General features: G+C 64.6%; 28 protein-coding genes. 15 read left to right on the top strand and 13 right to left on the bottom strand.

Going from position 1 to position 26,577, the window contains the following annotated elements; genetic code table 11:
- Position 1 precedes the first annotated feature (1 nt).
- Genes ACZ9H4_RS22220 through ACZ9H4_RS22210 form a run of 3 tightly spaced genes read left to right on the top strand, consistent with a single transcriptional unit; the run spans position 2 to position 3,175 of the window.
- A complete protein-coding gene (locus ACZ9H4_RS22220) occupies positions 2–1,006 on the top strand; it encodes an ABC transporter ATP-binding protein (RefSeq protein WP_408140278.1) in 1,005 nt (334 codons plus the stop codon).
- On the top strand, positions 1,003–2,022 hold the full coding sequence (locus ACZ9H4_RS22215; RefSeq protein WP_408140280.1) for a peptide ABC transporter ATP-binding protein: 1,020 nt from the start codon (positions 1,003–1,005) through the stop codon (positions 2,020–2,022). Before ACZ9H4_RS22220 ends, ACZ9H4_RS22215 begins: the two co-directional genes overlap by 4 nt.
- A complete protein-coding gene (locus tag ACZ9H4_RS22210; RefSeq protein WP_408140282.1) occupies positions 2,015–3,175 on the top strand; it encodes a TraB/GumN family protein in 1,161 nt (386 codons plus the stop codon). Before ACZ9H4_RS22215 ends, ACZ9H4_RS22210 begins: the two co-directional genes overlap by 8 nt.
- A gap of 22 nt (positions 3,176–3,197) precedes the next feature.
- Here ACZ9H4_RS22210 and ACZ9H4_RS22205 read toward each other — a convergent pair whose 3' ends face one another.
- From ACZ9H4_RS22205 to pxpB, 7 genes are all read right to left on the bottom strand, one after another.
- Entirely contained in the window at positions 3,198–3,506 is a 309-nt protein-coding gene (locus ACZ9H4_RS22205) for a hypothetical protein (RefSeq protein WP_476120893.1), read from the bottom strand.
- Positions 3,507–3,716: 210 nt separating this feature from the next.
- Positions 3,717–4,673 (bottom strand): DUF979 domain-containing protein, encoded by a 957-nt coding sequence (locus tag ACZ9H4_RS22200; RefSeq protein ID WP_408323247.1) that lies wholly within the window; start codon positions 4,671–4,673, stop codon positions 3,717–3,719.
- Positions 4,670–5,419 (bottom strand): DUF969 domain-containing protein, encoded by a 750-nt coding sequence (locus tag ACZ9H4_RS22195; protein WP_408140287.1) that lies wholly within the window; start codon positions 5,417–5,419, stop codon positions 4,670–4,672. Before ACZ9H4_RS22195 ends, ACZ9H4_RS22200 begins: the two co-directional genes overlap by 4 nt.
- 43 nt (positions 5,420–5,462) lie before the next feature.
- Positions 5,463–5,681 (bottom strand): hypothetical protein, encoded by a 219-nt coding sequence (locus ACZ9H4_RS22190; RefSeq protein ID WP_476120890.1) that lies wholly within the window; start codon positions 5,679–5,681, stop codon positions 5,463–5,465.
- A 98-nt stretch (positions 5,682–5,779) separates the two neighbouring features.
- Positions 5,780–6,532 (bottom strand): 5-oxoprolinase subunit PxpA, encoded by a 753-nt coding sequence (gene pxpA, locus ACZ9H4_RS22185; RefSeq protein ID WP_408152802.1) that lies wholly within the window; start codon positions 6,530–6,532, stop codon positions 5,780–5,782.
- Between the two features lie 19 nt (positions 6,533–6,551).
- Entirely contained in the window at positions 6,552–7,604 is a 1,053-nt protein-coding gene (locus ACZ9H4_RS22180) for a 5-oxoprolinase subunit C family protein (protein ID WP_408323248.1), read from the bottom strand.
- Complete coding sequence (gene pxpB, locus ACZ9H4_RS22175; RefSeq protein WP_408140293.1) at positions 7,601–8,254, bottom strand: 5-oxoprolinase subunit PxpB; 654 nt, start codon at positions 8,252–8,254, stop codon at positions 7,601–7,603. The genes ACZ9H4_RS22180 and pxpB overlap by 4 nt, the downstream gene beginning before the upstream one ends.
- 205 nt (positions 8,255–8,459) lie before the next feature.
- Between pxpB and ACZ9H4_RS22170 the strand changes: the two genes are divergently transcribed.
- Complete coding sequence (locus ACZ9H4_RS22170) at positions 8,460–8,972, top strand: winged helix DNA-binding protein (protein WP_042327041.1); 513 nt, start codon at positions 8,460–8,462, stop codon at positions 8,970–8,972.
- Positions 8,973–9,028: 56 nt separating this feature from the next.
- On the opposite strand, the gene ACZ9H4_RS22165 is transcribed toward ACZ9H4_RS22170, so the two are convergent.
- Positions 9,029–9,571: a 5-formyltetrahydrofolate cyclo-ligase gene (locus ACZ9H4_RS22165; RefSeq protein WP_408323278.1), complete on the bottom strand. Its 543-nt coding sequence runs from the start codon at positions 9,569–9,571 to the stop codon at positions 9,029–9,031.
- Between the two features lie 77 nt (positions 9,572–9,648).
- Here ACZ9H4_RS22165 and ACZ9H4_RS22160 point away from each other — a divergent pair, with 77 nt between their 5' ends.
- From ACZ9H4_RS22160 to ACZ9H4_RS22145, 4 genes are all read left to right on the top strand, one after another.
- On the top strand, positions 9,649–11,616 hold the full coding sequence (locus ACZ9H4_RS22160) for a lytic transglycosylase domain-containing protein (protein ID WP_408152805.1): 1,968 nt from the start codon (positions 9,649–9,651) through the stop codon (positions 11,614–11,616).
- Between the two features lie 81 nt (positions 11,617–11,697).
- Positions 11,698–12,651 (top strand): complex I NDUFA9 subunit family protein, encoded by a 954-nt coding sequence (locus ACZ9H4_RS22155; RefSeq protein ID WP_408140298.1) that lies wholly within the window; start codon positions 11,698–11,700, stop codon positions 12,649–12,651.
- 38 nt (positions 12,652–12,689) lie between these two features.
- Positions 12,690–13,343 carry a glutathione S-transferase family protein gene (locus ACZ9H4_RS22150; protein ID WP_476120886.1) on the top strand — a complete coding sequence of 218 codons (654 nt, stop codon included), beginning with the start codon at positions 12,690–12,692 and terminating at the stop codon, positions 13,341–13,343.
- Positions 13,340–14,572: a multifunctional CCA addition/repair protein gene (locus ACZ9H4_RS22145; protein ID WP_408140302.1), complete on the top strand. Its 1,233-nt coding sequence runs from the start codon at positions 13,340–13,342 to the stop codon at positions 14,570–14,572. Before ACZ9H4_RS22150 ends, ACZ9H4_RS22145 begins: the two co-directional genes overlap by 4 nt.
- A gap of 69 nt (positions 14,573–14,641) precedes the next feature.
- Here ACZ9H4_RS22145 and ACZ9H4_RS22140 read toward each other — a convergent pair whose 3' ends face one another.
- Both ACZ9H4_RS22140 and ACZ9H4_RS22135 read right to left on the bottom strand, forming a co-directional pair.
- Positions 14,642–14,836 (bottom strand): DUF2905 domain-containing protein, encoded by a 195-nt coding sequence (locus ACZ9H4_RS22140; RefSeq protein WP_408323252.1) that lies wholly within the window; start codon positions 14,834–14,836, stop codon positions 14,642–14,644.
- Positions 14,837–14,868: 32 nt separating this feature from the next.
- On the bottom strand, positions 14,869–16,059 hold the full coding sequence (locus ACZ9H4_RS22135; protein WP_476120883.1) for a class I SAM-dependent methyltransferase: 1,191 nt from the start codon (positions 16,057–16,059) through the stop codon (positions 14,869–14,871).
- Between the two features lie 13 nt (positions 16,060–16,072).
- Here ACZ9H4_RS22135 and ACZ9H4_RS22130 point away from each other — a divergent pair, with 13 nt between their 5' ends.
- The 5 genes from ACZ9H4_RS22130 (at position 16,073) to glmS (ending at position 21,719) form a co-directional block, all read left to right on the top strand.
- Positions 16,073–16,891 (top strand): SDR family oxidoreductase, encoded by an 819-nt coding sequence (locus ACZ9H4_RS22130; RefSeq protein ID WP_408140306.1) that lies wholly within the window; start codon positions 16,073–16,075, stop codon positions 16,889–16,891.
- Between the two features lie 87 nt (positions 16,892–16,978).
- On the top strand, positions 16,979–17,374 hold the full coding sequence (locus ACZ9H4_RS22125; RefSeq protein WP_149669888.1) for a dihydroneopterin aldolase: 396 nt from the start codon (positions 16,979–16,981) through the stop codon (positions 17,372–17,374).
- A gap of 3 nt (positions 17,375–17,377) precedes the next feature.
- Complete coding sequence (ttcA, locus tag ACZ9H4_RS22120; RefSeq protein ID WP_476120880.1) at positions 17,378–18,352, top strand: tRNA 2-thiocytidine(32) synthetase TtcA; 975 nt, start codon at positions 17,378–17,380, stop codon at positions 18,350–18,352.
- A gap of 127 nt (positions 18,353–18,479) precedes the next feature.
- Entirely contained in the window at positions 18,480–19,841 is a 1,362-nt protein-coding gene (gene glmU / locus ACZ9H4_RS22115; protein WP_476120878.1) for a bifunctional UDP-N-acetylglucosamine diphosphorylase/glucosamine-1-phosphate N-acetyltransferase GlmU, read from the top strand.
- Positions 19,842–19,901: 60 nt separating this feature from the next.
- On the top strand, positions 19,902–21,719 hold the full coding sequence (glmS, locus tag ACZ9H4_RS22110; protein WP_476120876.1) for a glutamine--fructose-6-phosphate transaminase (isomerizing): 1,818 nt from the start codon (positions 19,902–19,904) through the stop codon (positions 21,717–21,719).
- Positions 21,720–22,898: 1,179 nt separating this feature from the next.
- Here glmS and ACZ9H4_RS22105 read toward each other — a convergent pair.
- The gene (locus ACZ9H4_RS22105) at positions 22,899–23,234 is read right to left on the bottom strand and encodes a hypothetical protein (protein WP_408140315.1); all 336 of its coding nucleotides are present in this window, start codon (positions 23,232–23,234) and stop codon (positions 22,899–22,901) included.
- 159 nt (positions 23,235–23,393) lie between these two features.
- Between ACZ9H4_RS22105 and ACZ9H4_RS22100 the strand changes: the two genes are divergently transcribed.
- Entirely contained in the window at positions 23,394–24,122 is a 729-nt protein-coding gene (locus tag ACZ9H4_RS22100) for a thioesterase family protein (protein ID WP_476120874.1), read from the top strand.
- 188 nt (positions 24,123–24,310) lie between these two features.
- On the opposite strand, the gene ACZ9H4_RS22095 is transcribed toward ACZ9H4_RS22100, so the two are convergent.
- Complete coding sequence (locus ACZ9H4_RS22095; RefSeq protein WP_476120872.1) at positions 24,311–24,865, bottom strand: hypothetical protein; 555 nt, start codon at positions 24,863–24,865, stop codon at positions 24,311–24,313.
- Positions 24,866–24,977: 112 nt separating this feature from the next.
- Complete coding sequence (locus ACZ9H4_RS22090; RefSeq protein ID WP_408140321.1) at positions 24,978–25,238, bottom strand: DUF6723 family protein; 261 nt, start codon at positions 25,236–25,238, stop codon at positions 24,978–24,980.
- 566 nt (positions 25,239–25,804) lie between these two features.
- Between ACZ9H4_RS22090 and ACZ9H4_RS22085 the strand changes: the two genes are divergently transcribed.
- On the top strand, positions 25,805–26,443 hold the full coding sequence (locus tag ACZ9H4_RS22085) for a lytic transglycosylase domain-containing protein (RefSeq protein WP_408152813.1): 639 nt from the start codon (positions 25,805–25,807) through the stop codon (positions 26,441–26,443).
- Positions 26,444–26,577 lie beyond the last annotated feature (134 nt).

The raw sequence follows: 26,577 nt of genomic DNA, 5'->3' as shown, positions 1-26,577 counted from the left end.
CATGGCTAATTTATTGACCATCCGCAATCTGGCGGTGAATTTCAACGGTCTGCCCGCGGTCGATCGCATCAACCTCGACGTCGCACCCGGCGAAGTGGTCGGCGTGGTCGGCGAATCGGGCTCGGGCAAGAGCGTCACGATGATGGCGCTGATGGGCCTGATCGACGCGCCCGGCAAAGTCACCGCGGACGAGATCACCTTCAACGGCAAGAGCCTGCTGAACGCATCGGCGAAGGAGCGCCGCAAGATCATCGGCAAGGACATCGCGATGGTGTTCCAGGACGCGCTCACGAGTCTGAATCCGAGCTACACGGTCGGCTATCAGATCAAGGAAGTGCTGAAGCTGCACGAAGGCCTGCGCGGCAGCGCGCTCGACAAACGCGCGCTCGAACTGCTCGATCAGGTCGGCATTCCCGATCCGAAAGGCCGCATCGGTTCGTTTCCGCATCAGATGTCGGGCGGCATGAACCAGCGCGTGATGATCGCGATGGCGATCGCCTGCAACCCGAAGTTGCTGATCGCCGACGAGCCGACCACCGCGCTCGACGTGACGATCCAGGCGCAGATCATGGAACTGCTGATCAAGCTGCAGAAGGAGCGCGGCATGGCGCTCGTGCTGATCTCGCACGACCTCGCGGTGGTGTCCGAGGTCGCGCAGCGCGTCGCGGTCATGTACGCTGGCGAAGTGATCGAAACGAACAAGGTGCCGGACATCTTCGCGGCGCCCCATCATCCGTACACGGAAGCGCTACTGGCGGCGATTCCCGAGCACAACGTGGGCGCGGTGCGGCTCGCGGCGCTGCCGGGCATGGTGCCGGGGCGCGACGACCGGCCCAAAGGGTGCCTGTTCGCGCCGCGCTGCAAGTACGTGGTCGACGATTGCATGAAGGCGCGGCCCGCGCTCGCGCCGATGCAAGGTCACGCCGAAGTGGCGCGCGTGCGCTGCATCAAACCCCTGAACCTGAGCGGCGACGCCAACGTTCACACCCGTGGAGGCGCACGATGAACGCAGTACTCGAAACGCGTCGCCAGGCCAAACCTACGGGCGATCACGTGCTGGTCGCCGACCAGCTCGCGCGTTACTACACGGTCAAGCGCGGCATGTTCGCGTCGGGCACGGTGAAGGCGCTCAACGGCGTGTCGTTCGCGCTGGAGCGCGGCAAGACGCTCGCGGTGGTCGGCGAATCCGGCTGCGGCAAGTCCACGCTCGCGCGTCAACTGACGATGATCGAAGCGCCCACGGCGGGGCGTCTGCTGATCGACGGTGAGGACGTGGCCGGCGCCGATCACGCGAAGATCGCGGCGCTGCGGCGGCGCGTGCAGATGGTGTTCCAGAACCCGTTCGCGTCGCTCAATCCGCGCAAGACCGTCGAGCAGACGCTCGGCGAGCCGCTCGCGATCAATACGCAACTGAGCGCCACCGAGCGCGCCGAACGGATCGCGCAGATGATGCGCACCGTCGGCCTGCGTCCCGAACACGCGAAGCGCTATCCGCATATGTTCTCCGGCGGCCAGCGCCAGCGCGTGGCGATTGCGCGCGCGATGATTCTCGATCCGCAGATCGTGGTCGCCGACGAACCGGTGTCGGCGCTCGACGTGTCGATCCAGGCGCAGATCCTGAACCTGTTCATGGACTTGCAGGAGCAGTTCAAGACCAGCTACGTGTTCATCTCGCACAATTTGTCCGTGGTCGAGCATATCGCCGACGATGTGATGGTGATGTACTTCGGCGGCGTGGCCGAACTCGGCGACAAAAAGCGGATCTTCTCGAAGCCGCGCCATCCGTACACGCGCGCGCTGATGTCGGCGACGCCTTCGATCTTCGAGGCGGATCGCAGCATCAAGATCAAGCTGCAAGGTGAAATGCCGTCGCCATTGAATCCGCCTTCGGGGTGCACGTTCCATCAGCGCTGCCCGTATATGATCGACCGCTGCCGCAGCGAGGAACCGAAGCTGCGCGAAGTGGATGGCCGTCAGGTATCGTGTCACCGCGCCGAGGAGGTGGGGGACGTGGATGCCTGATGCGGCAGCGGCGCGTCGTCTTGCGCGCCGCTTGCGTGATGGCGGCTGCGGTGCTGCTTTCGCGCGGCGCTGGCGAGCGCGTGCGCTGAACGGTGCCGTGCTCGTCGGCGTGTGCTGTGCTCTTTATCTCGGCTCCGCGCCCGCCGAGCTCGCGCATGCAGCGGGCGCGGCGGCCACTGCGCCGGCCCAGGCGGGGCGCCCGGCGGTGCCGGTGCCCGGCGAGCAGGCGCCGCCGCGCGCAAGCGTGCCGGGCTTCAATCCGCCGCCGCCGTCGCCAGCGCCGCCCGGCACCACCGCGAGCGGCCCGGTGCGCACGCAGCCGGCGCGCATGCCGTTCTATGTCGCCACGCGCGGCACGACCACGATCTACGTGCTGGGCACGCTGCATGTCGGCGACCCCGCCGACTATCCCGCCGCCCAGCCGTTCCGGCCGCCGATCCTCGCCGCGCTGGCCGCCTCGCCGACGCTGGCGCTCGAACTCTCCCCCGACGAACTGCTGATCTCGCAAGACGACGTGTCGAAGTACGGCGTGTGCAAGCGCGACTGTCTGCCGGGCTCGTTGCCGGAACCGTTGTGGCACAAGCTGGCGATGCGTCTGCGCGGCAATCCCGCCGCGCTCGATGCGATCAAGAAGATGCGGCCCTGGCTCGCGTCGCTGGTGGTCGAAACCTACGATTCGCTGAGCGCCGGCCTGCAGACCGAGTACGGCACGGAAGCGCAATTGCAGAACGTGTACCTGAAGACGCGCGGCAAGATCGTCGGACTCGAAACGCTGCCGCAGCAGATGCGCGCGTTCACGGGACTCTCGCTTGCGCAGCAGCGCGAAATGCTCGCGCAGGATCTGGTGCAGACGCCTGCGCAAAACGTCGCGGATGTGCGCGCGCTGCATCGGCTGTGGCGGGTCGGCGATGCCGATGCAATCGCCGCATGGCAGGCCGCGAAATCCGAAAATCTGGCGCGCGACAAGCATGTCTCCGACTCGATCGACAACAGGATCGTCTATGAGCGCAACCGGCGCTTCGTGTCGCGGATGCTGCAGATCGCCGCGCCGAACAAGCCGGTGTTCGTTGCGATAGGCGCGCTGCATCTGGGCGGCCCCAAAGGCGTGTTGCAGCTTTTGCGGCAGCGCGGATTCGTGGTCGAGCCGGGCTGAGCGCGGGTGCGCCGGATCGAACCTATTGCCGTTGCAGAGCCTGCGCGAGTTCCGCCACCACTGTCTGCCAGTCTCCCGATGTCTTTTGCCTGAACAGCCTCATTGCCGGATACCACGGCGTGTCGTTGCGCGCTTTGACCCAGCGCCAGTCGGCGTTGGTGGCAGCAGTAGCCACACCGGCTTGCCCAGCGCCGCCGCGAGCGTGAGGGTTTGCCGGTAGAGCGCGTCGGCGGCGTCGAACTGGCCGGCCTGGTTGTGCGGCCAGCGCGTCGTCGATCAACGAGGTGACGTGGGCAGCGGAGTCGCCGTCGCGGTGGGATGGATGTTCCATGGACGCCTGCAGAGGATCGCAAGCGGCGCGCGTGGCACGCACCGGCGCGTGGGATGGGAGACCTTCCGCGATCTTATGTGCCACCCCCTGTTCCGACGATCGGGCGCTTCCTAATTCGGTCGCGCGCGATTCGCAATGAGTCTGCTTCAGCGACGCATCGCAGCGGCGGGCTGCGATGCGTCGGCATAGGCCGCCTTGAAGGCAGGCGCCCTACAGGAACATCAGGAAATTCAACAGGAAGATGTTGATCACCAGCAGGATGAGCGCGGTGGGAATCTGCACCTTGATCACCGCGTTCTTGTCCGGCAGTTCGAGCAGCGCGACCGGCACCATGTTGAAGTTCGCGGCCATCGGCGTCATCAGCGTGCCGCAGTAGCCGGAGAACATGCCGATCGCGACCATCACCGCCGGGTTGCCGTGAAACACGCCGACCAGAATCGGCACGCCGACGCCGCCCGTCATCACCGGGAACGCGGCGAAGCCGTTGCCCATCACCATCGTGAAGAGCGCCATGCCGATGCAGTACACGGCCACCGCGACGAAGCGATAGTCGAGGCTGATGTAGGACGTGGTCACGTGCGCGACGGCCTTGCCGACACCCGCGTCGGAGAACACGAGGCCGAGCATGCCGAGCATCTGCGGCAGCACCGCGGCCCACGACAGCGCATCGACCAGCCGGCGCGCTTCTTTCATCGACTGGCCGACGGTGTCGCGCGTCATCACGCAAGCCACCGCGAGCGCGATCACGCAGCCGATGCCGAAGCCGATCAGCGTGACGTTGGCCTTCTCGATCAGCGGCATACCGCCGAATACCAGGTGGCTCGCCGACAGCGTGATGATCACGGTGATGACCGGAATCGTCAGCGCGGGCACGAACAGCTTGTTGCCCAGACGCGCGGCGCTTGCCCTGCGCGCGTCGAGCGACAGCATTTTCGGCTTGGCCGCGGTGACGCCGCCGAAACCGGCGATCAGCGCCATGACGATCACGGCGACGCCAACCACCGCCGGCGGCAGCCGGTCGCCGATCAGGAAGATCAGCGCGTAGAGAATCCAGAAGCCGCCCGCGGTGAGGCGGCGTGGATGCGTCCTGTCGGTGACGATCATGCCGCCGACGATCAGCAGCACCACGCCCAGCAGCCAGAACAGATAGGTGATCGTGAATGTCATGCTTTGTCTCCCGCGGCGGATTGCGCCGACGACACGGCAGCGCTGCCGCCCCGGGCATTGCCGCGCAGTTCGCGTTCGAGCCGGCGGTCGAGCAGATACAGCCGGAAGCCGTGCACGATGAATGCGCAGATCGCGGTCGGGATGCCCCACAGCGCGACGTGAATCGGCTCGACGACGATGCCCGCTTCCTTCAGGAAGGTCGTCATCAGCACGATTGCGCCGAACGCGACGAAGATGTCCTCGCCGAAGAAGAGGCCCACGTTGTCGGTGGCGGCGGCGAACGCGCGCAACTTGAAACGGACCGCGTCGCTGATCTTGCCGAAGCGGGTTTCGGCCGCGCCTTCGGCCATCGGCGCGATCAGCGGGCGCACCATTTGCGGATGCCCGCCGAGCCCGGTCAGGCCGACCGCGGCGGTCAGCTCGCGCACGAGCAGATAGACGATCAGCAGACGCCCGGCGGTGGCCGCCTTGATGCCGCCGATCCACGCTTGCGCGCGCTCGCGCAGCCCGTGCCGTTCGAGCAGGCCGATCACCGCGAGCGGTAAAAGAATGATCAGCGGGATGTTGCGCGTCTTGATGAAGCCGGTGCCGATCTGCGCAAGGATTTTTTCAGGCGGGAAGTGCGCGGCAAGACCGGTGACGATCGCGGCGACCGCGACGATCAGCATCGGATTGAACCGCAATAGAAAGCCGACGATGATGACGGCCACGCCGATGAGCGGCCATAGACTGACAGTTGACTGCATCAGGATCTCCAAACAGGGTTTCAACCTCGCCGCGGGTAGCGGCTCACGTGGGCCGGCGCGTGGTGTTCATGCGCCGTCTGGTGTTGCCACGGCTCTTGATGGCCGCGTTGCTTCGAACTGCGTACCTCTGCACTTCAAACTGCACCTGCACCTGCACCTGCACCTGCACCTGCACCTGCACCTGCACCTGCACCTGCACCTGCACCTGCACCTGCACCTGCACCTGCACCTGCGTTCGCGGTTTGCCCGCCGGGTATGGCAATGCGCCCTCCACCTGGCAAACGCCCCGCTCGAAAGCGGGGCGTCGGAGGTGTCGCTGGAGGTAATTCGCGCTGTCTGTCTGGCCGCCGAAGCCGCCTCTCAGACGCGTGCGGCGTTGGCCGCGTGAACGTCGATGCCGGCAGCCTCCAGCGCGCCGCGAATGCGCCGCGCGAACGCCAGCGCATGGGGCCCGTCGCCGTGCAGACAGATGGTCTGCGCGTTCAGCGGTACCCATTGGCCGTCCACGGCCTGCACGCGCTGCTCGCGGATCATCGCGAGCGTGCGCTCCAGGACTTCGTTTTCGTCGTCGAGCAGCGCGCCCGGTTCCTTGCGCGGCACGAGCGAGCCGTCGGCGCGATAGCCGCGGTCGGCGAACACTTCCTCGATCGCGACGAGACCCGCGTTGCGCGCTGCCGTCACGAGACCGCTGTTGGCGAGCGCGAACACGGCCACCGACGGATCGAAATCGTGCACCGCCGAAACGATCGCGTCGGCGATCTTCGCGTCGCGCGCGGCCTGGTTGTACAACGCGCCGTGCGGCTTGACGTGCGCGATGCGCCCGCCCTCGGCCTGGGCGATCGCCGACAGCGCGCCGAGCTGATACAGCACGCCCGCGTAAATCTCGCCGGCCGGCAGATCCATCTCCTTGCGGCCGAAATTCTCAGGATCGTTGAAGCTCGGATGCGCGCCGATCGACACGCCTTTCTGCACCGCCCACTGCACGCATTCGCGCATGGCATTGGGGCCGCCCGCGTGCCAGCCGCAAGCGATATTCGCCGAACTGACGAGGTCGAGCAGCGCCTCGTCGGAGCCGCAGCCTTCGCCGAGGTCGGCGTTCAAATCGATTTCCATGGTGTTCCCCTACTGAGTGTTACAGCGCCGCGACCGTCGACAGGCGTGCGCAGCGTTCTTCATGCATCGCGATTGCGGCGTCGATCTGCCGCAAGTACGTACGTTCTTCCAGCAAAGCCTGGCGCGCTTCGAACAGCGTGGTCGGGATGAATCGCACCGCGGCGTTCAGGCGGACCTGTGCGAGCTTCCACAGATCGGCCTGGATCACCGCGCCGATCTTCGGATAGCCGCCGGTGGTTTGCGCGTCGCTCATCAAGACGATCGGCTGGCCGTTCGGCGGCACCTGGATCGTGCCGGGCAGCACCGCATGCGAGAGCAGGTCGGTTTTGCGGGTGCGTTCCAGTTCGGCGCCGGCGAGGCGATAGCCCATGCGGTTGCTGTTCGGCGTGACGAGCCATTCATCGGCCCAGAACGATTCGTGCGCGGCCTCGGTGAAGCTGTCGTATTCCGGGCCGCGCAGCACGCGGATCGGCACCGCCCACGGCACGCCCGACGGATGACGGCCGCGCCGCAGCGGCTCGTGAACCAGCACGAACTTGCACCAGCTGGGCGCCTTCACGCCGAACTCCGGCGCCTCGGGCGTGAAGCCGACCTGGCCGCGCTGCTGCGGCACGCCGACCGGCAGGCGGTCGCCGTCGCGCAGCGCGCGGCCGCCGAGTCCGCCGAAATGACCGGCGAGATCGGTGCTGCGTGAGCCGAGCATCGGCAGCACGTCGATGCCGCCCGCCACACTGACGTAGCCGCGCATGCCGCGTTTCGCCGCGTTCAGCACCAGCTCCTGGCCCGCTTGCACCGGCAGGCTCCACCACGAATAGACCGGCTTGCCGTCGAGCGTCGCGCCGAATTCGGTGCCGGTGATGGCGACCCGTGTCGCGCGCAGAAAGCGCAGCGCGGTCGGGCCGAAGGTGATTTCCAGGCCGGCCGCGTCGGGCCGGTTGCCGACCAGCCGGTTGCCGACTTCGAGCGACAGCCGGTCGAGCGCGCCCCCCATCGCGACGCCCAGATGCCGTTGGCCGTGACGGCCGAGATCCTGGATCGTGGTCAGCAGACCTGCGCGAATCACATCGATCATGCGTGTATCTCCGCGATGGTGAAGCGCACACGGTCGCCCGGCTGCAACAGGGTGGGCGGGCGGCGCGCCGGATCGAACAGCGGCAGCTCGGTGCGGCCGATCAGCTGCCAGCCGCCGGGCGAGACGGCCGGATAGATGCCGGTCTGCTCACCGCCGATGCCGACCGAGCCGGCCGGCACCTCCAGCCGCGGCGACGCGCGGCGCGGCGTATGCAAGGCGGCGTCGAGGCCGCCCATGTACGCGAAGCCCGGCTGGAAGCCGAGGAAAAAGACTACGTACTCGCCTTCCGCGTGACGCTGCACGACCTCGCGCACCGTCAGGCCCGTGTGATCGGCGACCGCCTGCAGATCGGGGCCGAACTCACCGCCGTACTGCACCGGAATCTGGACCTCGCGACCGGGCTCGAGCGTCTTGCCCGCGGCGTCCCACGCGGCCAGCAATTGTTCGCCGAGCGCGTCGCGGTCGGCTTCGAGAGGATCGAACACGAGCGTCAGGTTGTTCATGCCCGGCACGACCTCCAGCACATGCGGCCAGTCGCGCGCGAGCGCGGCGGCCGCCCACACGCGCCGCTGGCACTCCAGCGTGGCGGGCGGCGGCGCTTCGCAGACAAGCGCGGCATCGCCGAGCGGAAAGATTCTTGGTTGGCTCATGGCTTAACGGCCCAGGTCGGATGGCAGGAAGCGGGCACGGTGGAACCCTTGACGCGCGATCCGCGCCGGTATGCGATAGTTGAAGCGTACATTATCAATAAAATATCAACAATTTCTCAATAAGCGTTTGTGCCAGGCTCGCCGGGATCGGCGGCTCGTCGTACACTCCCGACACCTTCTCATCCTGTCCCTCGGACTCTTCGTCATGTCGCGTCATCCCACCAAGATCGTCTCGTCGGAACATCTCGTCTCCGAGACCAGCGCGGAGCTGTCCGAACTCGAATACGCGTTGATCATGGCGGGCAACGCCTTCAACCGGTGGATGGTGCGCTGCATGTCGGCGGCCGGCGACAAGGACATGACCGCGATCGAAGTGTCGCTGCTGCATCACGTCAGCCACCGCGAGCGTCGCAAGAAGCTCGCGGACATCTGCTTCGTGCTGAACATCGAAGACACGCACGTCGCCACCTATGCGTTGAAGAAGCTCGTAGCTAGAGGGTACGTAAAAAGCGAAAAGACCGGCAAGGAAGTGTTCTTTTCGGCGACCGAAGCGGGCCGCGAGTTGTGTCTGAAGTATCGCGAGGTGCGTGAGAGCTGTCTGATTTCGACGCTGAAGGAAAGCGGCCTGACCAACGAACAGATCGGCGACGCGGCGCAATTGATGCGCAACGCGTCCGGTCTGTACGACACGGCCGCGCGCGCGGCGGCGTCCCTATAGCGGGTTGCCGGGCTGGTGCGGCGGCGTGAAGCCAGTACGCGCGCCGCATGCCCGGCTCAACTTGCCGGGCGTGGATGGAAACCCGCCTCGGTAACGATCAGGTCGAGCGGAATGTCGTGCGCTTCACGTTGCAGTGCCGGCGTGCGGCACGCTTCATACGCGATGCCCACCGTCAGCGGCCGTTTCGAACCCGGCCAGGCGGCCAGGGTGCGATCGTAATAACCGCCGCCGTAACCGAGCCGGTAGCCGCCGTCGTCGAAGCCGACGCAGGGCACGAACAGCAACTCGGGAATCACCACCTGGCCCGACACCGGCTCGGCAATCTTGTGATGACCGATCCTCATTTCCATGTCGGGGCGCCAAGCATGGAATTCGAGCGGTGCGCCGCGTGTCTTGATAATCGGCAAGCTGGCTTCTCGTTGAGCGTTGGCCGCAAGCCACAGAGAGATCGCAGCGCGTGCGTCGAATTCGCCGGAAAGCGGCCAGTAGAATCCTACGCTGTCCACACCATAGTGCTCCAACGCATCAAGCAGGTGGCGGCCGAGCGCGGCGTTGTGCGCCGGCTCGGAAGCCGCTTGCAGCCTCGTTTCCAATAGCATCCGGCGCAGCGCCTTTTTCGCGGCCGGCACGGGGTTGCATGCTATGCTTTGGTCCAATTCGCGCTCCAGAAACAACGATGTCAAAACGCCTTTATCGAGTATATCGCGCGGCCGGTCTGGCGCTCGCCGCAGCGGCACTCGTCGCGTGCAGCACGGCCTCCGCCGTCAAGCCCGTTTCCTTTTCTCCGCTCACCAACGACGACCAGATTTTCGTCCAGTTGCGCGAGGCAGCCCGCAATAACGATGCGGCGCGCGCGGCGCAACTGGCGAGCATGATCCCGAACTATCCGGCGCCTTCGTATCTGGAGTACTTCCAGCTCAAGCCGCAACTGTTCGATTCGACCGGCCATGCGCGCGTCGACGCGCCGGATGCGCCAGTGCTGGCGTTTCTGCAGAAGTACGACGGCCAGGCGATCGCCGACCGTCTGCGCAACGACTACCTCACGGTGCTTGGCACGCGTCACGACTGGCGCAACTTCGATCAGCAATACGCGCGCTTCGTGCTGAACGACGACACCCAGGTGAAGTGCTATGCGCTCGAATCGCGCGCCTCGCGCGGCGAAAACGTCGCCGACGCGGCGCGCGCGCTGCTGGTCGATCCGAAGTGGTACGGTGACGGGTGCGTCGATCTGATCACCGTGCTCGCCGTGAATCGCCAGTTCAGTGCCGACGACGTCTGGCAGCAGATCCGTCTCGCGTACGAGCAGAACTACACGGGCACCGGCAGCAAGCTGCTCGACGCGCTCGGCAACCAGGCGCCCGACCCGGTGCTGTTCGGCCAGGCGACGAGCACCCCGCCGTTGCTGCTGGCGCGCGGCGTCGGTCCGGATGCGCAGTCGCATCAGCTGGCGCTGCTGGCGATCACGCGCATGGCGCGCAACGATCCTGCGATGGCCGCGGCCACGTTCGCATCGGTCGCGCCGTCGCTGAATTCGCCGGAGCGCGCGATCGGCTGGGGCACGATTGCCTATCAGGCAGCCGCCAAGCAGATGCCGAGCGCAGTGGACTGGTACCGGCTGTCGGCGAATGCGCAACTGTCGAATCCCGCGTATGAATGGCGCACGCGCACCGCGCTCCTCGCCGGCGACTGGAACATGGTGCGCTGGTCGATCGAGCAGATGCCGGAGGCGCTGCGCAAGCAGCCGTCGTGGGTCTACTGGCACGCGCGTGCGCTGAAGCAGGCGGGCGACACGACCACGGCCAACCAGGAATTCGAGTCGATCGCGCAGGGCTTTAACTTCTACGGTCAACTGGCCGCCGAGGAACTCGGCCAGAAGATCTCGGTGCCGCCGAAAACCTCGGTGAGCGACGCCGAAGTCCAGCAAGCCGGCAACACGCCGGGCTTCGATCTCGCGCAACGGTTCTATGCGATGAATCTGCGGCTCGAAGGCAATCGCGAATGGAACTGGCCGCTGCGCACGATGAGCGACCGCCAACTGCTCGCGGCCGCCGAATACGCGCGCCGTATCCAGCTCTATGACCGCACCGTCAACACGGCGGACCGCACGAAGAGCGAGCACGATTTCTCGCTGCGTTATCTGTCGCCGTTCCGCGATATCGTCGAGCGCGATGCGCAGTCGAGCGGGCTCGACGTGGAGTGGGCATACGGGCTGATTCGCCAGGAGTCGCGCTTCATCATCAACGCGCGCTCCGAGGTCGGCGCGGGCGGCTTGATGCAGTTGATGCCGGGCACCGCGCAACTGGTCGCGAAAAAGATCGGCCTCGGCCCGATTTCGCGCGAGCAGATGAACGACATCAACACCAACATCCTGCTCGGCACCAACTACCTGTCGATGATCTACAATCAGTTCGACGGGTCCGCGGTGCTGGCTACCGCCGGCTATAACGCAGGCCCCGGCCGTCCGCGCAACTGGCGGCAGTCGTTGCAGCATCCGGTCGAAGGTGCGATCTTCGCCGAGGCGATCCCGTTCCAGGAAACCCGCGACTACGTCAAGAACGTGCTATCCAACACGGTCTACTACGCGGCGTTGTTCGAAGGCCGTCCGCAATCGCTGAAGGCGCGTCTGGGTTATATCGCACCGTAAAGCGCCGTGCCGCCGCGGCCTCGTTCGAGGCCTCGGCGCGCCACGCCAGCCGTTGCCGCGGCTTCCATCAGGGAGTCGAAAATGCGACACAAAGCCATTGCGATCATCGGCGGTTCCGGGTTTATCGGCAGCCATCTCGTCAACGCGCTCGTCGAAGCGGGTAAAGACGTGCGCATCGCCACGCGGCGGCGCTACAACGCCCGCCATCTCACGCTGCTTCCCATCGACGTGATCGAAACCGACGTGTTCGATCCGGTCCAGCTCGCGCGCTTCGTCGAAGGCGCCGATTGCGTGATCAATCTCGTCGGCACGTTGAATGGCAAGCGCGGCACGCCATACGGCCCGGAGTTCGCGCGCATGCACGTCGATCTGCCGACGCGGATCGTGGCCGCCTGCGAAGGCAAGGGCGTGCACCGGCTGATTCACCTCAGCGCGCTCGGCGCCAATCCGAACGGACCCAGCATGTACTCGCGCTCGAAGAGCGACGGCGAGAAAGCGGTGCATGCAGCGAACCTCGCGTGGACGATTTTCCGGCCGTCCGTGGTCTTCGGTCCCGAGGACCAGTTCCTCAACAAGTTCGCGTTCCTGCAGCGGATGTTTCCAGTGCTTCCGCTCGCGATGCCGGATGCGAAATTTCAGCCGGTGTATGTCGACGATGTCGTGAAGGCGATCGTCAACGTGCTCGATCTCGACGCCGCGAGCGGCCGGACCTACGAACTGGGCGGCCCGACCGTCTACACGCTCGAAGACCTCGTCACCTATTGCGGCGACGTGATCGGCAAGCATGCGCGCATCATCCGTTTGCCGGACGCGTTGGCGCGCCTGCAGGCGCTGACCTTCGAAATGGCGCCTGGCGAGCCGGTGATCTCGCGCGACAATCTGGATTCGATGAAAGTCGACAACGTGTTGAGCAGCCCGCTTGCGCCTGAACTCGGCCTCGAGCCCGCCAGCATCGAAACGATTGCGCCCGTGTATCTGACCGGCGTGTCGACGCGTTCGCGCTTCGACACGTTTCGCGCCAGCGCCGGACGCTGACGTACCTCGTTCAAATCCTCTCCCCATTGATACGACGCATGAAACTGCTAATTGGTGACAAGAACTACTCGTCATGGTCGATGCGGCCGTGGCTGCTGCTGAAGCACTTCGGCATTCCGTTCGACGAAGTGCTGATCCACCTGTACGAATCCGGCACGACCGCCGCGATCCTCGCTCATGCGCCGGCGGGGCCGGGCAAGGTGCCCTGCCTGATCGATGACGCGGGGCAGGCCGTTTGGGATTCGCTGGCGATCGCCGAGACACTGGCCGAGCGCTTCCCGCAGCACGCGCTGTGGCCGCGCGACGCGGGGGCGCGCGCGCTCGCCCGCAGCGTGAGCGCCGAGATGCATTCGGGCTTCGGCGAGTTGCGCTCGAACATGTGGATGAACATTCGCGCGTCGTTCCCGGGCAAGAACGCGACACCGGGCGTGCTCGCCGATATCGCGCGGATCGAGGCGATCTGGCGCGAGTGCCTCGACGCGCATGGTGGACCTTTCCTGTTCGGCGAGTTCAGCATTGCCGACGCGATGTATGCGCCGGTCGCGATGCGTTTCAACACGTGGCAGCCGGCGTTGTCCGAAACCGCGTCGGCTTACGTCGAGCGGATCACCGCGTTGCCGGCGGTGGCGGCATGGATCGACGCTTCGCGCCGCGAGACTCACGCGATTGCCTACCAAGACGTATGCCCATGAACATCTACGCGGTAGGCGGCGCGATCCGCGACGAGTTGCTGGGCGTACCGGTGCAGGACCGCGACTACGTGGTGGTCGGCGCGACGCCCGAGCAGATGGTGGCGCAGGGTTATCGTCCGGTGGGCAAGGATTTTCCGGTGTTCCTGCATCCGCAGACGCACGAGGAGTACGCGCTCGCGCGTACCGAGCGCAAGACGGCGGCGGGTTATCACGGCTTCCAGTTCTTCTACGCGCCGGACGTGACGCTGGAGGAAGACCTCGCGCGCCGCGACCTGACAATCAACGCGATGGCGCGCGAAGTGCGCCCGGACGGCGAGTTGAGCGGTCCGGTCATCGACCCGTTCAACGGTCAGGCCGATTTGCAGGCGCGGCTGTTCCGGCATGTGAGCGACGCGTTCCTCGAAGACCCCGTGCGGATTCTGCGGATTGCGCGCTTCGCGGCGCGCTTCGTCGATTTCACGGTCGCGCCGGAAACGCTGACGCTGATGCGCAAGATGGTCGCCGACGGCGAAGTGGATGCGCTGGTGGCCGAACGTGTGTGGCAGGAAGTGTCGCGCGGCCTGATGGAGAAGAAGCCGTCGCGCATGTTCGAGGTACTGCGCGAGTGCGGCGCGCTGGCGCGCATTCTGCCGGAGATCGACGCACTGTTCGGCGTGCCGCAACGCGCCGACTATCACCCCGAGGTGGACACCGGCGTGCACGTGATGATGGTGGTCGACCATGCCGCCCAGCAGGGCTATGCGCTGCCGGTCCGGTTTGCCGCGCTGACGCATGACCTCGGCAAGGCGACCACGCCTGAAGACGTGCTGCCGCGGCATATCGGCCACGAGGGGCGCAGCGTGGATCTGCTCAAGCCACTCTGCGACCGGCTACGGGTGCCGAACGACTGCCGCGATCTCGCGCTGCTGGTGGCGCGCGAGCACGGCAACATTCATCGCGTGACGGAGATGGGGGCGGCGGCGTTGGTGAGATTGCTCGAACGCAGCGACGCGCTTCGCAAACCGGCGCGCTTCGCCGAAGCGTTGCAGGCCTGCGAGGCCGATGCGCGCGGCCGGCTGGGGTTCGAGATGCGGGACTATCCGCAGGCCGAGCGGCTCAGGGTGGCGCTCGTCGCGGCGCGCGGCGTGGATGCCGGTGCGGTCGCCAAACGAATGGCCGATGCACCTGCCGGCATCAAGGACGCCGTGCATCAGGAGCGGGTGCGCGCGGTGGAAGCGGCGCTGGGGTAGGGCGTTTCGCCGGTGCGGGTGCCTTTGGCCTTCGCGGTGTACGCCGCCGTGGTCAAAGGCAACGCGGACTTAAAGCAATCTCGCCAGCAGCGACAGGATCATCGACAGCACCAGCGTCGACATGAACGGAAACGGATACTCACGGCCGAACACGCGCAAGGTCACGTCGCCGGGCATCCGGCCAATGCCGATTTTCCTGAGCCACGGCCAGCACGCCGACAACACCGCCACCGCGACGAACGTAGTCAAGAGCCAGCGGATCATCACGAATTCCTAACGCCCAATCAGGCAAAAAATCACAACGTGTGCGAGCGGTCGCCGCTGGAAAACGCCTGCAGCGTATCGTCCAGTCCGCGCGAAAAGGCGATCACCTTGAACAGTTCGCCCATCTCCGCTTCGGACAACAGCTTCTGCACCGCATTCGCCGCGGGCAGGAAGCGCGCCGTGTCGGCCGGATCGATTTCCGACAACGCGTCGGTGATGCCCGCATTCAGCAAGAAGCGCGCTTGCGACGTGAAGCCCAGCAAGTCCGCGCCTGTCTCGACACCGGCTTCGGCGATCCCGGTGAATTCCACGTGCGCGGTGATGTCCTGCAACCCCGGGTAGAGGAACGGATCGCCGTGCGCGCGGTGCCGGTAGTGGCACATCAGCGTGCCTTGCGCGCGCTGCGCGTGGTAGTACTCGTGACGCGGGAAACCGTAGTCGATCAGGAACACCGCGCCGCGCGCGAGCATCGTGCAGACGGTGCGCGTGAAGGCGCTCGCGGCTTCGTGCGTTTCGGTCAGGTAGTCTTCGCCGGCGGTGTCGATGTCCGCAAGCAATGCGATGTCCGCTTCCGCGGATACCGGGCGGTCGTCGAACGCGAACGCCTCGTTGCGCCACACCACGCCGCGTTCGTGCCAGACACCGCCGGTTGCCGCGAACAGCCGCACGGGCATCGCATCCAGCACCTCGTTGCCGATCACCACACCGTCGAAGCGCTCCGGCAACGCGTCCAGCCAACGGACTTTCGCCAGCAGCGCGGGCGCGGCCGCCGCGATCGTCTCACGTTGGCGTTCGCGCAATTCGCCCGACAGATCCACGATCGAGTAGCTGTCGAACCCGGCGCCCAGCGCATCGAGCGCGTTGAGCAAGCCGGCGGCCAGCTTGCCCGTGCCGGCGCCGAACTCCATCACGCCGCGCGTGCCGCTCGCTTCCAAGGCTTCGGCCAGCGGGCGCGCGAGCGTCGCGGCGAACAGCGGCGACAACTCCGGCGCGGTGACGAAGTCGCTGCCGTCGTCGCCGCGCAGACCGAATTTGCGCGCGCCACCGCTGTAATAGCCGAGGCCCGGCGCGTAAAGCGCGCGCTCCATGTAGCGGTCGAACGGCAGCCAGCCGCCGGCGCTGTCGAGCTCCGCGCGCAGCCGCGCGACCAGTGCTTCGGACTGCGCAAGCGCGCCTGGGCCGGGAGCAGGTAAACTATCGGGTTGGTGAGCTTTCGGATTCATCCCCGCATTGTAAATGACCGCCTCTCTGGACACCGCCGCTGACCGCGCCCCCGTCACGCCCCGCGTCGTGCTGATTACCGGCGCCGCCCGCCGCATCGGGCGCGCGCTCGCGCTCGGCTTTGCGGCGCGCGGCTGGGACGTGGCGGTCCACTACGGCGCGTCGCGCGAAGAGGCCGACGAAGTGGTCGCGCAAATCGCCGCGCTGGGCCGCCGGGCGGTCGCGCTGCACGCGGAATTGGGCGACCAGACGCAGGTCGAGCGGCTGCTGCCGGCCTGTACGGCGGCCTTGGGCCGGCCGGTGTGCATTGTCAACAACGCGTCGCGCTTCGAGGAGGACACGGCGCGCAACGTCGGCTACGACTTGCTGCTGAAGCTGACCGCGATGAACCTCGGTGCGCCGCTGGTGCTCGCGCGCATGCTGTTCGAGGCGACGCCGGAGGCCGCGCGCAGCGACGAAAGCCAGCGCGCGGTGGTGATCAACGTGCTGGATCAGAAGCTGTACAACATGAATCCGGATTACCTGTCGTACACACTGTCGAAGGCGGCGCTGCAAACCGCCACGGTGGCGCTGGCGCAGGCGCTGGCGCCGAAAGTACGCGTGGTCGGGCTCGCGCCGGGCCTCACGATGCAATCCGCCGACCAGACGCAGGACGGTTTCGAGGCCGCACACCGAATCACGCCCCTGGGCCGCGCGTCGCGGCCCGAGGATATTGTCGCCGCCGCGCTGTATCTCGCGGATGCAGCCGGCGTCACCGGAACGACGCTGGTGGTCGACGGCGGGCAGCATCTCGTGCCGCTGCCGCGCGACGTTATGTTTTTGACGGGCGCCTGAGGCGCGCGCGGCCTGCCTGGACAGGCGGCCGCCGCGCAGTGAGCGCCCCTTTGCGTGCCCCGCACGCTTTTTTCGACTGGAACGAACATGTTTGCCGCTCTTTCGCACCCCCGGCTCGCCGATTGCCGCCGGCTCTTTCTGCGCAACTACGAAGTGCACATCAACATCGGCGTGCACGATTTCGAAAAGCGCGGCGAACAGCGCGTCGTGATCAACGTCGAACTGTTCGTGCCGCTCGCGCTGTCCACGCCGGTTCAGGACAAGCTGAACGAAGTCGTCGACTACGATTTCATGCGCTCCACCATCTCGCGCCGCGTCGAGCAAGGGCACATCCACTTGCAGGAAACGCTCTGCGACGACCTCGTCAGGACCATGCTCGAGCATCCGCAGGTGCGGGCCGCGCGCGTGTCGACCGAGAAGCCGGACGTGTATCCCGACTGCGACGCCGTGGGCGTCGAAGTTTTCCGAATCAAAGAGGATTGAGCCATGAATGCTCCGGAAATCCTGAACGACAGCGCGCCCGCCGCGAAGACCAAGTCGCCGCTCACGCGCCGCGAGCAGAAGGAAGCGTACGAGAACAACAAGCTGTTCAAGCGCCTCGCGCGCCAGGTCGGCGAGGCGATCGGCGACTTCAACATGATCGAGGAAGGCGACAAGGTGATGGTTTGCCTGTCGGGCGGCAAGGACAGCTACGCGATGCTCGACATCCTGATGCGGCTGCGCGAACGCGCGCCGATCAACTTCGACATCGTCGCGGTGAATCTCGACCAGAAGCAGCCGGGCTTCCCGGAGCACATCCTGCCGGAATACCTGAAGCAGCTCGACATTCCGTTTCACATCGAGAACCAGGACACGTACAGCATCGTCAAGCGGCTGGTGCCGGAAGGCAAGACCACCTGCTCGCTGTGCTCGCGGCTGCGGCGCGGCATTCTGTACCGCGTCGCAGGCGAGCTCGGCGCGACCAAGATCGCGCTCGGCCATCATCGCGACGACATCCTGCAAACGCTGCTGCTGAACATGTTCTACGGCGGCAAGCTGAAGGGCATGCCGCCCAAGCTGCAATCGGACGACGGCAAGAATATCGTGATCCGGCCGCTCGCCTACGTGAAGGAAACCGATCTGGAGAAATACGCGGAGTTGCGCGAATTCCCGATTATTCCGTGCAATCTGTGCGGCAGCCAACCCAACCTGAAGCGCGCCGAAATGAAGGCGCTGATCCGCGATTTGGAGAAGCGTTTCCCGGGGCGCATCGAGAACATGTTCAACGCGCTGTCGAACATCGTGCCGTCGCATCTGATGGACCACAAGCTGTTCCCGTTCGCGGGCCTGCGCGCAACCGGCGAGGCCGATGCGCAGGGCGATATCGCGTTCGACGAAGAGCCGTGTTCCACCGGCAACGATGACGGCGCCATGCTCGGCGCATCGAAGCCGATTTCGATCGTCCAGTTCGACGATCTTTGACGGAAACACCCGGAAAATGGGCGGTTTCGCGCTATCGCGCCCGCCGTCCAATGCGCGCCAGCGCGCCTTTTACGGCATGTAGCGCATGATAGAATCGTCGGCCACAAACTGACTAATTGCCGACGCCATGAACATCGTGATTTTGGCGGCAGGCACCGGCAAGCGCATGCGGTCCGCGCTTCCCAAGGTGCTCCATCCTCTGGCCGGCAGGCCGCTTCTCGCTCACGTCATCGACACGGCTCGCGCGCTCGAGCCTGCGCGGCTCGTGGTCGTGATCGGCCATGGCGCCGAAGCCGTACGTGAAGCCGTCGCGGCGCCGGACGTGCAGTTCGCGGTGCAGGAGCAGCAGCTCGGCACCGGCCACGCGGTCCAGCAGGCGCTGCCGTTGCTCGACCCGTCCGCGCCGACCCTGGTGCTGTACGGCGACGTACCGCTCACACGCGCCAGCACGCTGCGCGCGCTGACCGAACGCGCGGCGCAAGGTGGCTATGGCGTGCTGACCGTTACGCTCGACGACCCCAGCGGTTACGGGCGCATCCTGCGCGACCAGCAGGGCAAGGTGTCGCGCATCGTCGAACAGAAGGACGCGAGCGCCGAGCAGCTGAAAATCTCGGAGATCAACACCGGCATCATCGTCGCGCCCACCGAGCGTCTCGCCGGCTGGCTTGCGGCATTAAAGAACGACAACGCGCAAGGCGAGTTCTATCTGACCGACGCGGTCGAAATGGCGATCGAAGCCGGGCTCGAAGTCGTCACCACCCAGCCGGACGACGAGTGGGAAACGCTCGGCGTGAATAGCAAGCAGCAGCTTGCCGAACTCGAACGGATCCATCAGCGCAACGTTGCCGATACGCTGCTGGTGGCGGGCGTGACGCTCGCCGACCCGGCGCGCCTCGACGTGCGCGGCACGCTCGAATGCGGCCGCGATGTGTCGATCGACGTGAACTGCGTGTTCGAAGGCCGCGTGACGCTGGCGGACAACGTTACCGTCGGGCCGAACTGCGTGATCCGCAACGCGAGCATCGGCGCCGGCACGCGCGTCGACGCGTTCACGCATATCGAAGGCGCCGAAGTCGGGGCCAATGTCGTACTGGGCCCCTATGCGCGTTTGCGCACAGGCGCATCGCTGCAAGACGAGTCTCATGTCGGTAACTTCGTCGAAGTGAAGAACGCGGTGCTCGGTCGCGGCTCGAAAGCGAATCACCTCACGTATATCGGCGACGCGGATATCGGCGCGCGCGTGAATATCGGCGCGGGTACGATCACCTGCAACTACGACGGCGCGAACAAATTCCGCACGATCATCGAAGACGACGTGTTCGTCGGTTCGGACACGCAACTGGTCGCCCCGGTGCGCGTAAAGCGCGGCGCGACGATCGCGGCGGGCACGACGGTCTGGAAGGACGTCGAAGCCGAAGCGCTGGTTCTGAACGATAAGAAACAAACAAGCAAAACGGGCTATGTTCGCCCGGTCAAGAAGAAGAGCTGATGGGCGTGATGCGTGCGCGAAGCGCGCTCCCTGAAACCCAGCACTGAAAAGGAATGAGCCATGTGTGGCATTGTCGGCGCGGTTGCGCAACGTAACATTGTTTCCGTCCTGATCGAAGGACTGCGGCGCCTCGAGTACCGTGGCTACGATTCGTGTGGCGTCGCGGTGTTGGGCGAGAACGGACCGAACCGCGCGCGCAGCGTCGCGCGTGTCGCCGATCTCGACGAGCAGGTGCACGAGGGGCATCTCGAGGGCATCACGGGAATCGCGCATACGCGCTGGGCGACGCACGGCGCGCCGGTGACGGACAACGCGCACCCGATCTTCTCGAGAGATGCGCTCGCGTTGGTACACAACGGCATCATCGAGAATTACGAGTCACTGCGTGAAATGCTGCGGGGCAAGGGCTACGAGTTCGTCTCGCAGACCGATACCGAGGTTATCGCGCACCTGATTCACAGCGTGTATCGTGGCGACCTGTTCGCCGCCGTGCGTGAAGCGATCGCGCAATTGCACGGTGCGTACGCGATTGCAGTGCTGCACAGGAATCAGCCGCACACGGTGGTCGGCGCACGCCAGGGCTCGCCGCTGGTGGTCGGGCTCGGCGACGGTGAGAACTTCCTCGCCTCGGATGCGCTCGCGCTCGCGGGCAGCACCGAACGTTTCATCTTCCTCGAGGAAGGCGACGTGTGCGAACTGTCGCTCGACGGCGTGCGTATCGCCGATCGCGACGGCAACCATGTGCAGCGCGACGTGCGTCAGGTGGCGGCGTATGGCGGCGCGGTCGAACTCGGCCCGTATCGCCACTTCATGCAGAAGGAAATTTTCGAACAGCCGCGCGCGATCACCGACACGATTCCGCAAACCGATTCGTTCGACGCATCGATCTTTGGCGAGGCTGCAGGCGACGTGTTCGCGCAGATCGACAGTCTGTTGATTCTCGCGTGCGGCACGAGCTATTACTCGGGACTGACCGCGAAGTACTGGCTCGAATCGATCGCGAAGATTCCGACCCAGGTGGAGATTGCCAGCGAATATCGTTACCGCGAGTCGGTGCCGAATCCGAGGTCGCTGGTGGTGGTGATTTCGCAGTCGGGTGAGACGGCGGATACGCTCGCGGCGCTCAAGCACGCGCAGTCGCTCGGACACAAGCACACGCTGGCGGTGTGCAACGTCGGCACGAGCGCAATGGTGCGCCAGACGGCATTGTCGTTCCTGACGCACGCGGGCCGCGAGATCGGCGTGGCATCGACCAAGGCGTTCACGACGCAGCTGGTCGCGCTGTTCGTGCTGGCGGCCACGCTGGCCAAACTGCGCGGTCATCTGAATGAAGAACAGGAAGCCGACTACCTGAAGCAGTTGCGCCACTTGCCGGCCGCATTGAATAGCGTGCTGGCGCTGGAGCCGCAGATCATCGCGTGGTCGGAAGAGTTTTCGCGCAAGGAACATGCGCTGTTCCTCGGGCGCGGCATGCATTATCCGATCGCGCTGGAAGGCGCGCTGAAGCTCAAGGAGATTTCGTATATTCATGCCGAGGCTTATCCGGCCGGCGAGTTGAAGCACGGGCCGCTCGCGCTCGTGACGGAAGCGATGCCGGTGGTGACGGTGGCGCCGAATGACGCGCTGCTGGAAAAGCTGAAGTCGAATATTCAGGAAGTGCGTGCGCGCGGCGGTGAGCTTTATGTATTCGCTGATTCGGATACGAAAATCGTCAACGATGAAGGGCTGCATGTGATCCGGATGCCGGAGCACTATGGTCTGCTGTCGCCGATTCTGCATGTCGTGCCGCTGCAGTTGCTGGCGTATCACACGGCGTGTGCACGAGGCACGGATGTGGATAAGCCGCGGAACCTGGCGAAGTCGGTGACGGTGGAGTGAGGGGAGCGGCTCGCGACACCATGCTGAGTTGCATTAATTTCGGTTACGGGGTTCTTCCCGGCCGCTCAGCCCCGCCTGACATGGCGTAGCCGGAATGATTGTCAAAGGGGCGCTGGAGCTTTTTCCAGCGCCCTTTTTTGCGACTGTCACTCAGACGCTCTATTTCCGCGCAGGCACAGCACGACATATTGGGTCGCCCGGAATCGGGTTCCGAATCGGATGAGGTAGCCCCGCAATCGCTGCCAGCACGCCTCCACGCTGAGTTTGCTGACACAGGGGTCTTCTTCGCAACGCCGTCCAACTTCACCCGAGTCGGGCTGGTTCAGCGCGTGTTCTTACCGCGGACGCCGCCGCGTTTTTCACCGCGCCGACGGCCTATGCTTCGACGAATGACGAACGTGCCCATGGCAATCGCAATGAGGAAGACAAGCAGCAGTCCAGCGGTCAACCCAGTCCTGCCGCGAGATTCACTCGCACCGGAAGCCGAAGATATTGCCACTGGCGACGAGACTTGGCTCGCGACCGGCTGCGGGAGCGCAACTCCGGCCGCGCTGCCATGACGCACAAGAGATGCTTCGGATGTCGGCAATGCCGCCGCGGACGCGGGTAAGCCTTGGGATGCAGAAAGAGCGTCCGCATCGGAAGTAGGTCCGACAGGGGCTAATGCCGTCGCTGAGGCAATAGCAGGCGCCGGCACAACGGCGGCATTGGCTTCGACCGACCTGGCCATTGTTTTCCATTGCGCAAATACTGTGTCAATGCAGTGGACGTCGGAGCAGGCGTTTCGCGATTGCCTCCATCGGGTGAGCTGCCCGGGCGATAGCTTCCCGCTATTCAGCAAGGCCTGCTGCTCAGCGGCGATATCGTCGTACTCGTTGTTGAGTATCGCGTGGTCGCATATGACGCGCTCCGCGGGTTGACGCGTGGTAGCGCATTGAATATCGCTCGCCCATGCCCCGGTCGAGCTGAGTGTTGCCATAGAAAACAGAAATACCAGACATCTTCTCGGATGCATCAGTCCTCCTTGTGAACCGGTTGCCGCAGGGCCGGCGTCTGGCAAGACAATGCAAGTCGAACGGCCGAGGGGTCAGGGTTCTTGAGACAGCGCCACCCCGACCAAGTTGCCGTCCGGCATTTTAAGGATTAGGCGCGGCGTCGCATCGTCGGCGCAGCCGAGGCCTAAGCCATTGAAAAGACCACGGCCGCCATCTCGTCGATCTGGGTGAAGCTGCGGGCGAAACGATAGATCTGGTCGTTGATTTGCAGCTCGTTCACGCCCGAAACAGTCGACTCGAGCATACTGTTTGCCAGCGACGTTGCAATCGTAGCAATCTGCTTGAGGTCTTCGCGCAGACCTGCGGGGTCGCCCAGGTACACGATACAGACACCGTCGGTGGGCCGCATCATCACGATGCTCGTCGCGCTATCAAGTGCACGCTCCAGATACTCCGCGAGTGTTCGCAGCGATTCCGGAACGTATTTGGGCCTGGCTGCTAACTCGTTGTTGTCCGTCATTTGTAGCTCCGGTGACTTACGGCCAAGTAACCGAATTAATGTACCTCTGCACATTGAGAAAATGTCTTCGGTGCAGAAAAAAGTTTTCACCGTTCGGCAACGGGGAGCGATCAGCCGTCCATTTCGCTGAACGAATAGCCATCAGTCGATGGACCCCCGGTGGCTGTTTTCATTTCCCGCCTTCGAACCGTCGAACGTCACGGCGAGCGCCTTGCTTGCTGGCACGAAACATACATTCGAGACGGTGCTCTACAGATTGAGCCCGCTTCCAACGCGCCGTGTTTCATCATCGCGGCTACCATCCATTTCCTGGCCACCCACGGCAGCTATCTGATCCCGGGTTTTCGCATGAGTCTCCTGCTCCGTCTAATACTTCTGTTGTTGACCAGCGCTCGCCGCAGCCGCCTGCATGTGCTCGACACGTGCGTCACACCGTTTCGCGTCTGGATAAACGATCTCGACGTACTGCTCCACATGAATAATGGACGCTATTTCACGATCCTCGATCTTGCGCGCGTCGATCTGATGATGCGCAGCGGCCTGTGGCGGCAGCTGAGAGCACAAGGCTGGTATCCGGTCGTCACGTTGGAAACGCTGCGCTTTCATCGCTCGCTGGAGCTGGGTGACCGCTATGACGTGCACACTCGCGTTATCGGTTGGGATGAAAAGCACATCTTCATCGAACAGGGTTTCGTGCGTGACGATGTGCCAGTCGCGTTGGCCGTTGTTCGGGCGCGATTCCTGAAACGAAAGGGCGGTACCGTGACGACTGCCGAATTGCTGGCACTGGCGGGCATTGCTCAAGCGCCGCCGGCATTACCCGAATGGGTCGCAAGCTGGAGCGAGGCCGAGGGCGGAATGGCGTTTCAGCCATCCTCTTCGACGTAACCGGACGCGGTGCAATCGCGCGGCGCCAAGCCGCGCGAAGCAGTCGGCAATGTAGACACGCGAGCAATGCTTCATCATCGCGTGCAGCGGCGAAAACACGAAGCCTTGCAGCAGACCGGACTGCGTGCCGTTCGGAGAGCAGAACCTTCCTGCGCTGGCACGATCATCAGCGCCAGCGCAGGCAACAATCAATTCCTCGCCAACGCTACGGCCACTGCCGAAATAAACTCCGCCCGCACGCTATCGCCGACTCTCAACTGATCGAGCGGAATGTCCTGCGCGGCCCGCAATACCTGCTGGTGCCGTGGTCCACGCAGCGTCACGAGGCGGTTCTTGCGATCGATCTTCGTCACCGTCGCGACAACCTGCACCCGGTGCGCAGATGACGTCACCCCCGCCGATGCCGGAATCGCCACGGTCGTCTCGACACGCTCACGCACACCTTTTGTCGCGAGCTTGTCGATGCGAAGCAGGAGTGCCTGTTGATAAGCCACGTTCAGCTTGTCGCCGACCCGCAGCCGGGTAACGTCGACCACGGCGGGATTCACGTCCACGTCCGCAAGATTGCCGCGCGGGCCGCGCAGTGTCACGCTATTGGTGGCGGCATTGATAGCGGCAACGCGTACCTGCGCATGAACGATGTCGGCTTTCCCGAGCGCAGCTTGCGCGGCGTCGTAACCGACGTCGGCGTTCTGCGCGAAGCCGGGTTGATTGACCGCGGCTGCCAGCACGGTCATCAGCATGGCCGCGTTCCACATGGCAGCGGCCGATGAGCCCCTTCTGCGCAGACTAGCCATTCGTTGCTCCGAAATGATCACGCGAGGCGACCAGCCGACGGATCGCCGCACGCCCTCCTCACAACTCCGGGCGCGCCAAGTCGCTGGTCACGATGTGTTCGCCGTACACCTGCGCGGCTGCAATCGCCTCCAGCTTGGTCGTATACGGGCCAAGTTCCGGGGCGCCGTCGAACGGAAACAGCACGCGGCCATCGGTGGACCGTACCACTTTCAACACGCCAAAGAAACGCCGGTAGCCGGCCATCTTCGACATTGCCGATACTTCGAAATCGTCCTCCGACGTCCCGGGGACGCTGGGAATAAACGCAGTCTTGCTCATACCTGAAACATCTCTTGTTCGATGGGCCGGCATCCGTGCGAAACGGCAAGCCTACACCCGGTTGTCCCGCAACTATGTTCGCGGGCGGCGTTCATTGTCTCAAATCCGGGGGAATTCAACCGGCAGTCGGGGGAGGCGACGACCTGGTGAAGCTGTGAGCGGAGCGGCTGCATCGTAAAGCTTCGCTGCTCGCGAAACTGGAGCATTTTCGGCCCGACTATCTTCGCCGATTCGGCGAAGGCGTTCACTCAGGGCCATGCATGAGATCGAACGCTTCGAACTGGCGGACCAGCGCTTTCACTTTGACATTAGCGAATTCGATGACTGCCTTGAAGCATAAATGCAACTAACGGAGCAACGTTGAGAATCAAAAAACCAGTTCCGCAATCCGGCTCGCGGGCATTCCGACGCGCGCTGATCGAGGATGACGACCTGAACGCAAACCGAGTCCGGTGCACAGCGCCGAGTCCGATCACCCTTGATTTAAAAAGAGAAATTCCACCCGCCGGACGCCTCGTTTTGGGGCGGCGCTATAATGCGCGAATCCTCATTCTTCCAGTCCCGTCATGAGCCGGTTACTTTGCCTGATCGTGCTTTCGCTCGGCCTGATGCAAACCGCAACGGCCGACGAGAACACCGACCGCATGTCCGCGTATCTGACGCACAAGTTCGGTCTGGCAAAGGATAAAGCTCAAAAGATTTCCGACGCAGTGCAATCCGCCGCATCGAAATATTCTCTCCCCCCGGCGCTTCTGCTGGCCATCATCTCGATCGAATCCCGCTTCAAGGAAAAGGCCAAAGGCGCCAACGGTGCGACCGGCCTGATGCAGGTGGTGCCACAGGCTCATCGTGGGCTGCTGAGGAACGTCAAGGATCTCACGGAGCCGACCGCGAATATCGAAGTGGGCTCGGCCATCCTGTACGGCTACATGCGCTCGGCCAACGGCGACCTGAACGCCGCGCTCAAGAACTACGGCGGTTCAAAGGCCTACGCGCAAAAAGTCAGCTTGCGCGCCGAAGATTTCGCCGAGATCGCCGCGCCGCAAGACCTTAGCCAGCATCCCGAAGCGGCCGCAGACACTTGCAAGGATGATCGTTGCGCGGCGCCCGGTTACTGGGCGAATGCGTTTACCGTGCCTGCGATCACTGCCACGGCCCAGGCAAGTGGTGCGGCGGCGGGCGGTTTGTTTGCCCCATCGCACTGAGCTGGTTTTCTATTTCGTTTTCTTTCCGCCTACGGCGCTGCAACTCGTTGCGGTAAGCGTTCGTCATGCCGTGCAAGGCGGCGCGCGGCTAACGCTGCATGCTTTTTACGCACACCTGGCGACCCGCTCTACAA

The sequence above is a fragment of the Paraburkholderia sp. TE9906 genome, from assembly GCF_056279605.1.
This window is presented reverse-complemented; position numbering and strand designations above follow the sequence as displayed.

Excerpts from the sequence above, each read along its gene's own strand:
- ACZ9H4_RS22125 (WP_149669888.1), top strand. The coding sequence starts at position 16,979 with ATGTTTGCCGCTCTTTCGCACCCCCGGCTCGCCGATTGCCGCCGGCTC.
- ACZ9H4_RS22130 (WP_408140306.1), top strand. The coding sequence starts at position 16,073 with ATGACCGCCTCTCTGGACACCGCCGCTGACCGCGCCCCCGTCACGCCC.
- ACZ9H4_RS22095 (WP_476120872.1), bottom strand. The coding sequence starts at position 24,865 with ATGCTGATGACCGTGCTGGCAGCCGCGGTCAATCAACCCGGCTTCGCG.
- ACZ9H4_RS22205 (WP_476120893.1), bottom strand. The coding sequence starts at position 3,506 with ATGGAACATCCATCCCACCGCGACGGCGACTCCGCTGCCCACGTCACC.
- ACZ9H4_RS22215 (WP_408140280.1), top strand. The coding sequence starts at position 1,003 with ATGAACGCAGTACTCGAAACGCGTCGCCAGGCCAAACCTACGGGCGAT.
- ACZ9H4_RS22085 (WP_408152813.1), top strand. The coding sequence starts at position 25,805 with ATGAGCCGGTTACTTTGCCTGATCGTGCTTTCGCTCGGCCTGATGCAA.
- ACZ9H4_RS22180 (WP_408323248.1), bottom strand. The coding sequence starts at position 7,604 with ATGATCGATGTGATTCGCGCAGGTCTGCTGACCACGATCCAGGATCTC.
- glmS (WP_476120876.1), top strand. The coding sequence starts at position 19,902 with ATGTGTGGCATTGTCGGCGCGGTTGCGCAACGTAACATTGTTTCCGTC.
- ACZ9H4_RS22210 (WP_408140282.1), top strand. The coding sequence starts at position 2,015 with ATGCCTGATGCGGCAGCGGCGCGTCGTCTTGCGCGCCGCTTGCGTGAT.
- ACZ9H4_RS22140 (WP_408323252.1), bottom strand. The coding sequence starts at position 14,836 with ATGATCCGCTGGCTCTTGACTACGTTCGTCGCGGTGGCGGTGTTGTCG.
- ACZ9H4_RS22090 (WP_408140321.1), bottom strand. The coding sequence starts at position 25,238 with ATGAGCAAGACTGCGTTTATTCCCAGCGTCCCCGGGACGTCGGAGGAC.
- ACZ9H4_RS22135 (WP_476120883.1), bottom strand. The coding sequence starts at position 16,059 with ATGAATCCGAAAGCTCACCAACCCGATAGTTTACCTGCTCCCGGCCCA.
- ACZ9H4_RS22105 (WP_408140315.1), bottom strand. The coding sequence starts at position 23,234 with ATGACGGACAACAACGAGTTAGCAGCCAGGCCCAAATACGTTCCGGAA.
- pxpA (WP_408152802.1), bottom strand. The coding sequence starts at position 6,532 with ATGGAAATCGATTTGAACGCCGACCTCGGCGAAGGCTGCGGCTCCGAC.
- ACZ9H4_RS22170 (WP_042327041.1), top strand. The coding sequence starts at position 8,460 with ATGTCGCGTCATCCCACCAAGATCGTCTCGTCGGAACATCTCGTCTCC.
- ACZ9H4_RS22200 (WP_408323247.1), bottom strand. The coding sequence starts at position 4,673 with ATGACATTCACGATCACCTATCTGTTCTGGCTGCTGGGCGTGGTGCTG.
- ACZ9H4_RS22220 (WP_408140278.1), top strand. The coding sequence starts at position 2 with ATGGCTAATTTATTGACCATCCGCAATCTGGCGGTGAATTTCAACGGT.
- ACZ9H4_RS22150 (WP_476120886.1), top strand. The coding sequence starts at position 12,690 with ATGAAACTGCTAATTGGTGACAAGAACTACTCGTCATGGTCGATGCGG.
- ACZ9H4_RS22160 (WP_408152805.1), top strand. The coding sequence starts at position 9,649 with ATGTCAAAACGCCTTTATCGAGTATATCGCGCGGCCGGTCTGGCGCTC.
- ACZ9H4_RS22195 (WP_408140287.1), bottom strand. The coding sequence starts at position 5,419 with ATGCAGTCAACTGTCAGTCTATGGCCGCTCATCGGCGTGGCCGTCATC.
- ttcA (WP_476120880.1), top strand. The coding sequence starts at position 17,378 with ATGAATGCTCCGGAAATCCTGAACGACAGCGCGCCCGCCGCGAAGACC.
- glmU (WP_476120878.1), top strand. The coding sequence starts at position 18,480 with ATGAACATCGTGATTTTGGCGGCAGGCACCGGCAAGCGCATGCGGTCC.
- ACZ9H4_RS22165 (WP_408323278.1), bottom strand. The coding sequence starts at position 9,571 with ATGCTATTGGAAACGAGGCTGCAAGCGGCTTCCGAGCCGGCGCACAAC.
- pxpB (WP_408140293.1), bottom strand. The coding sequence starts at position 8,254 with ATGAGCCAACCAAGAATCTTTCCGCTCGGCGATGCCGCGCTTGTCTGC.
- ACZ9H4_RS22155 (WP_408140298.1), top strand. The coding sequence starts at position 11,698 with ATGCGACACAAAGCCATTGCGATCATCGGCGGTTCCGGGTTTATCGGC.
- ACZ9H4_RS22145 (WP_408140302.1), top strand. The coding sequence starts at position 13,340 with ATGAACATCTACGCGGTAGGCGGCGCGATCCGCGACGAGTTGCTGGGC.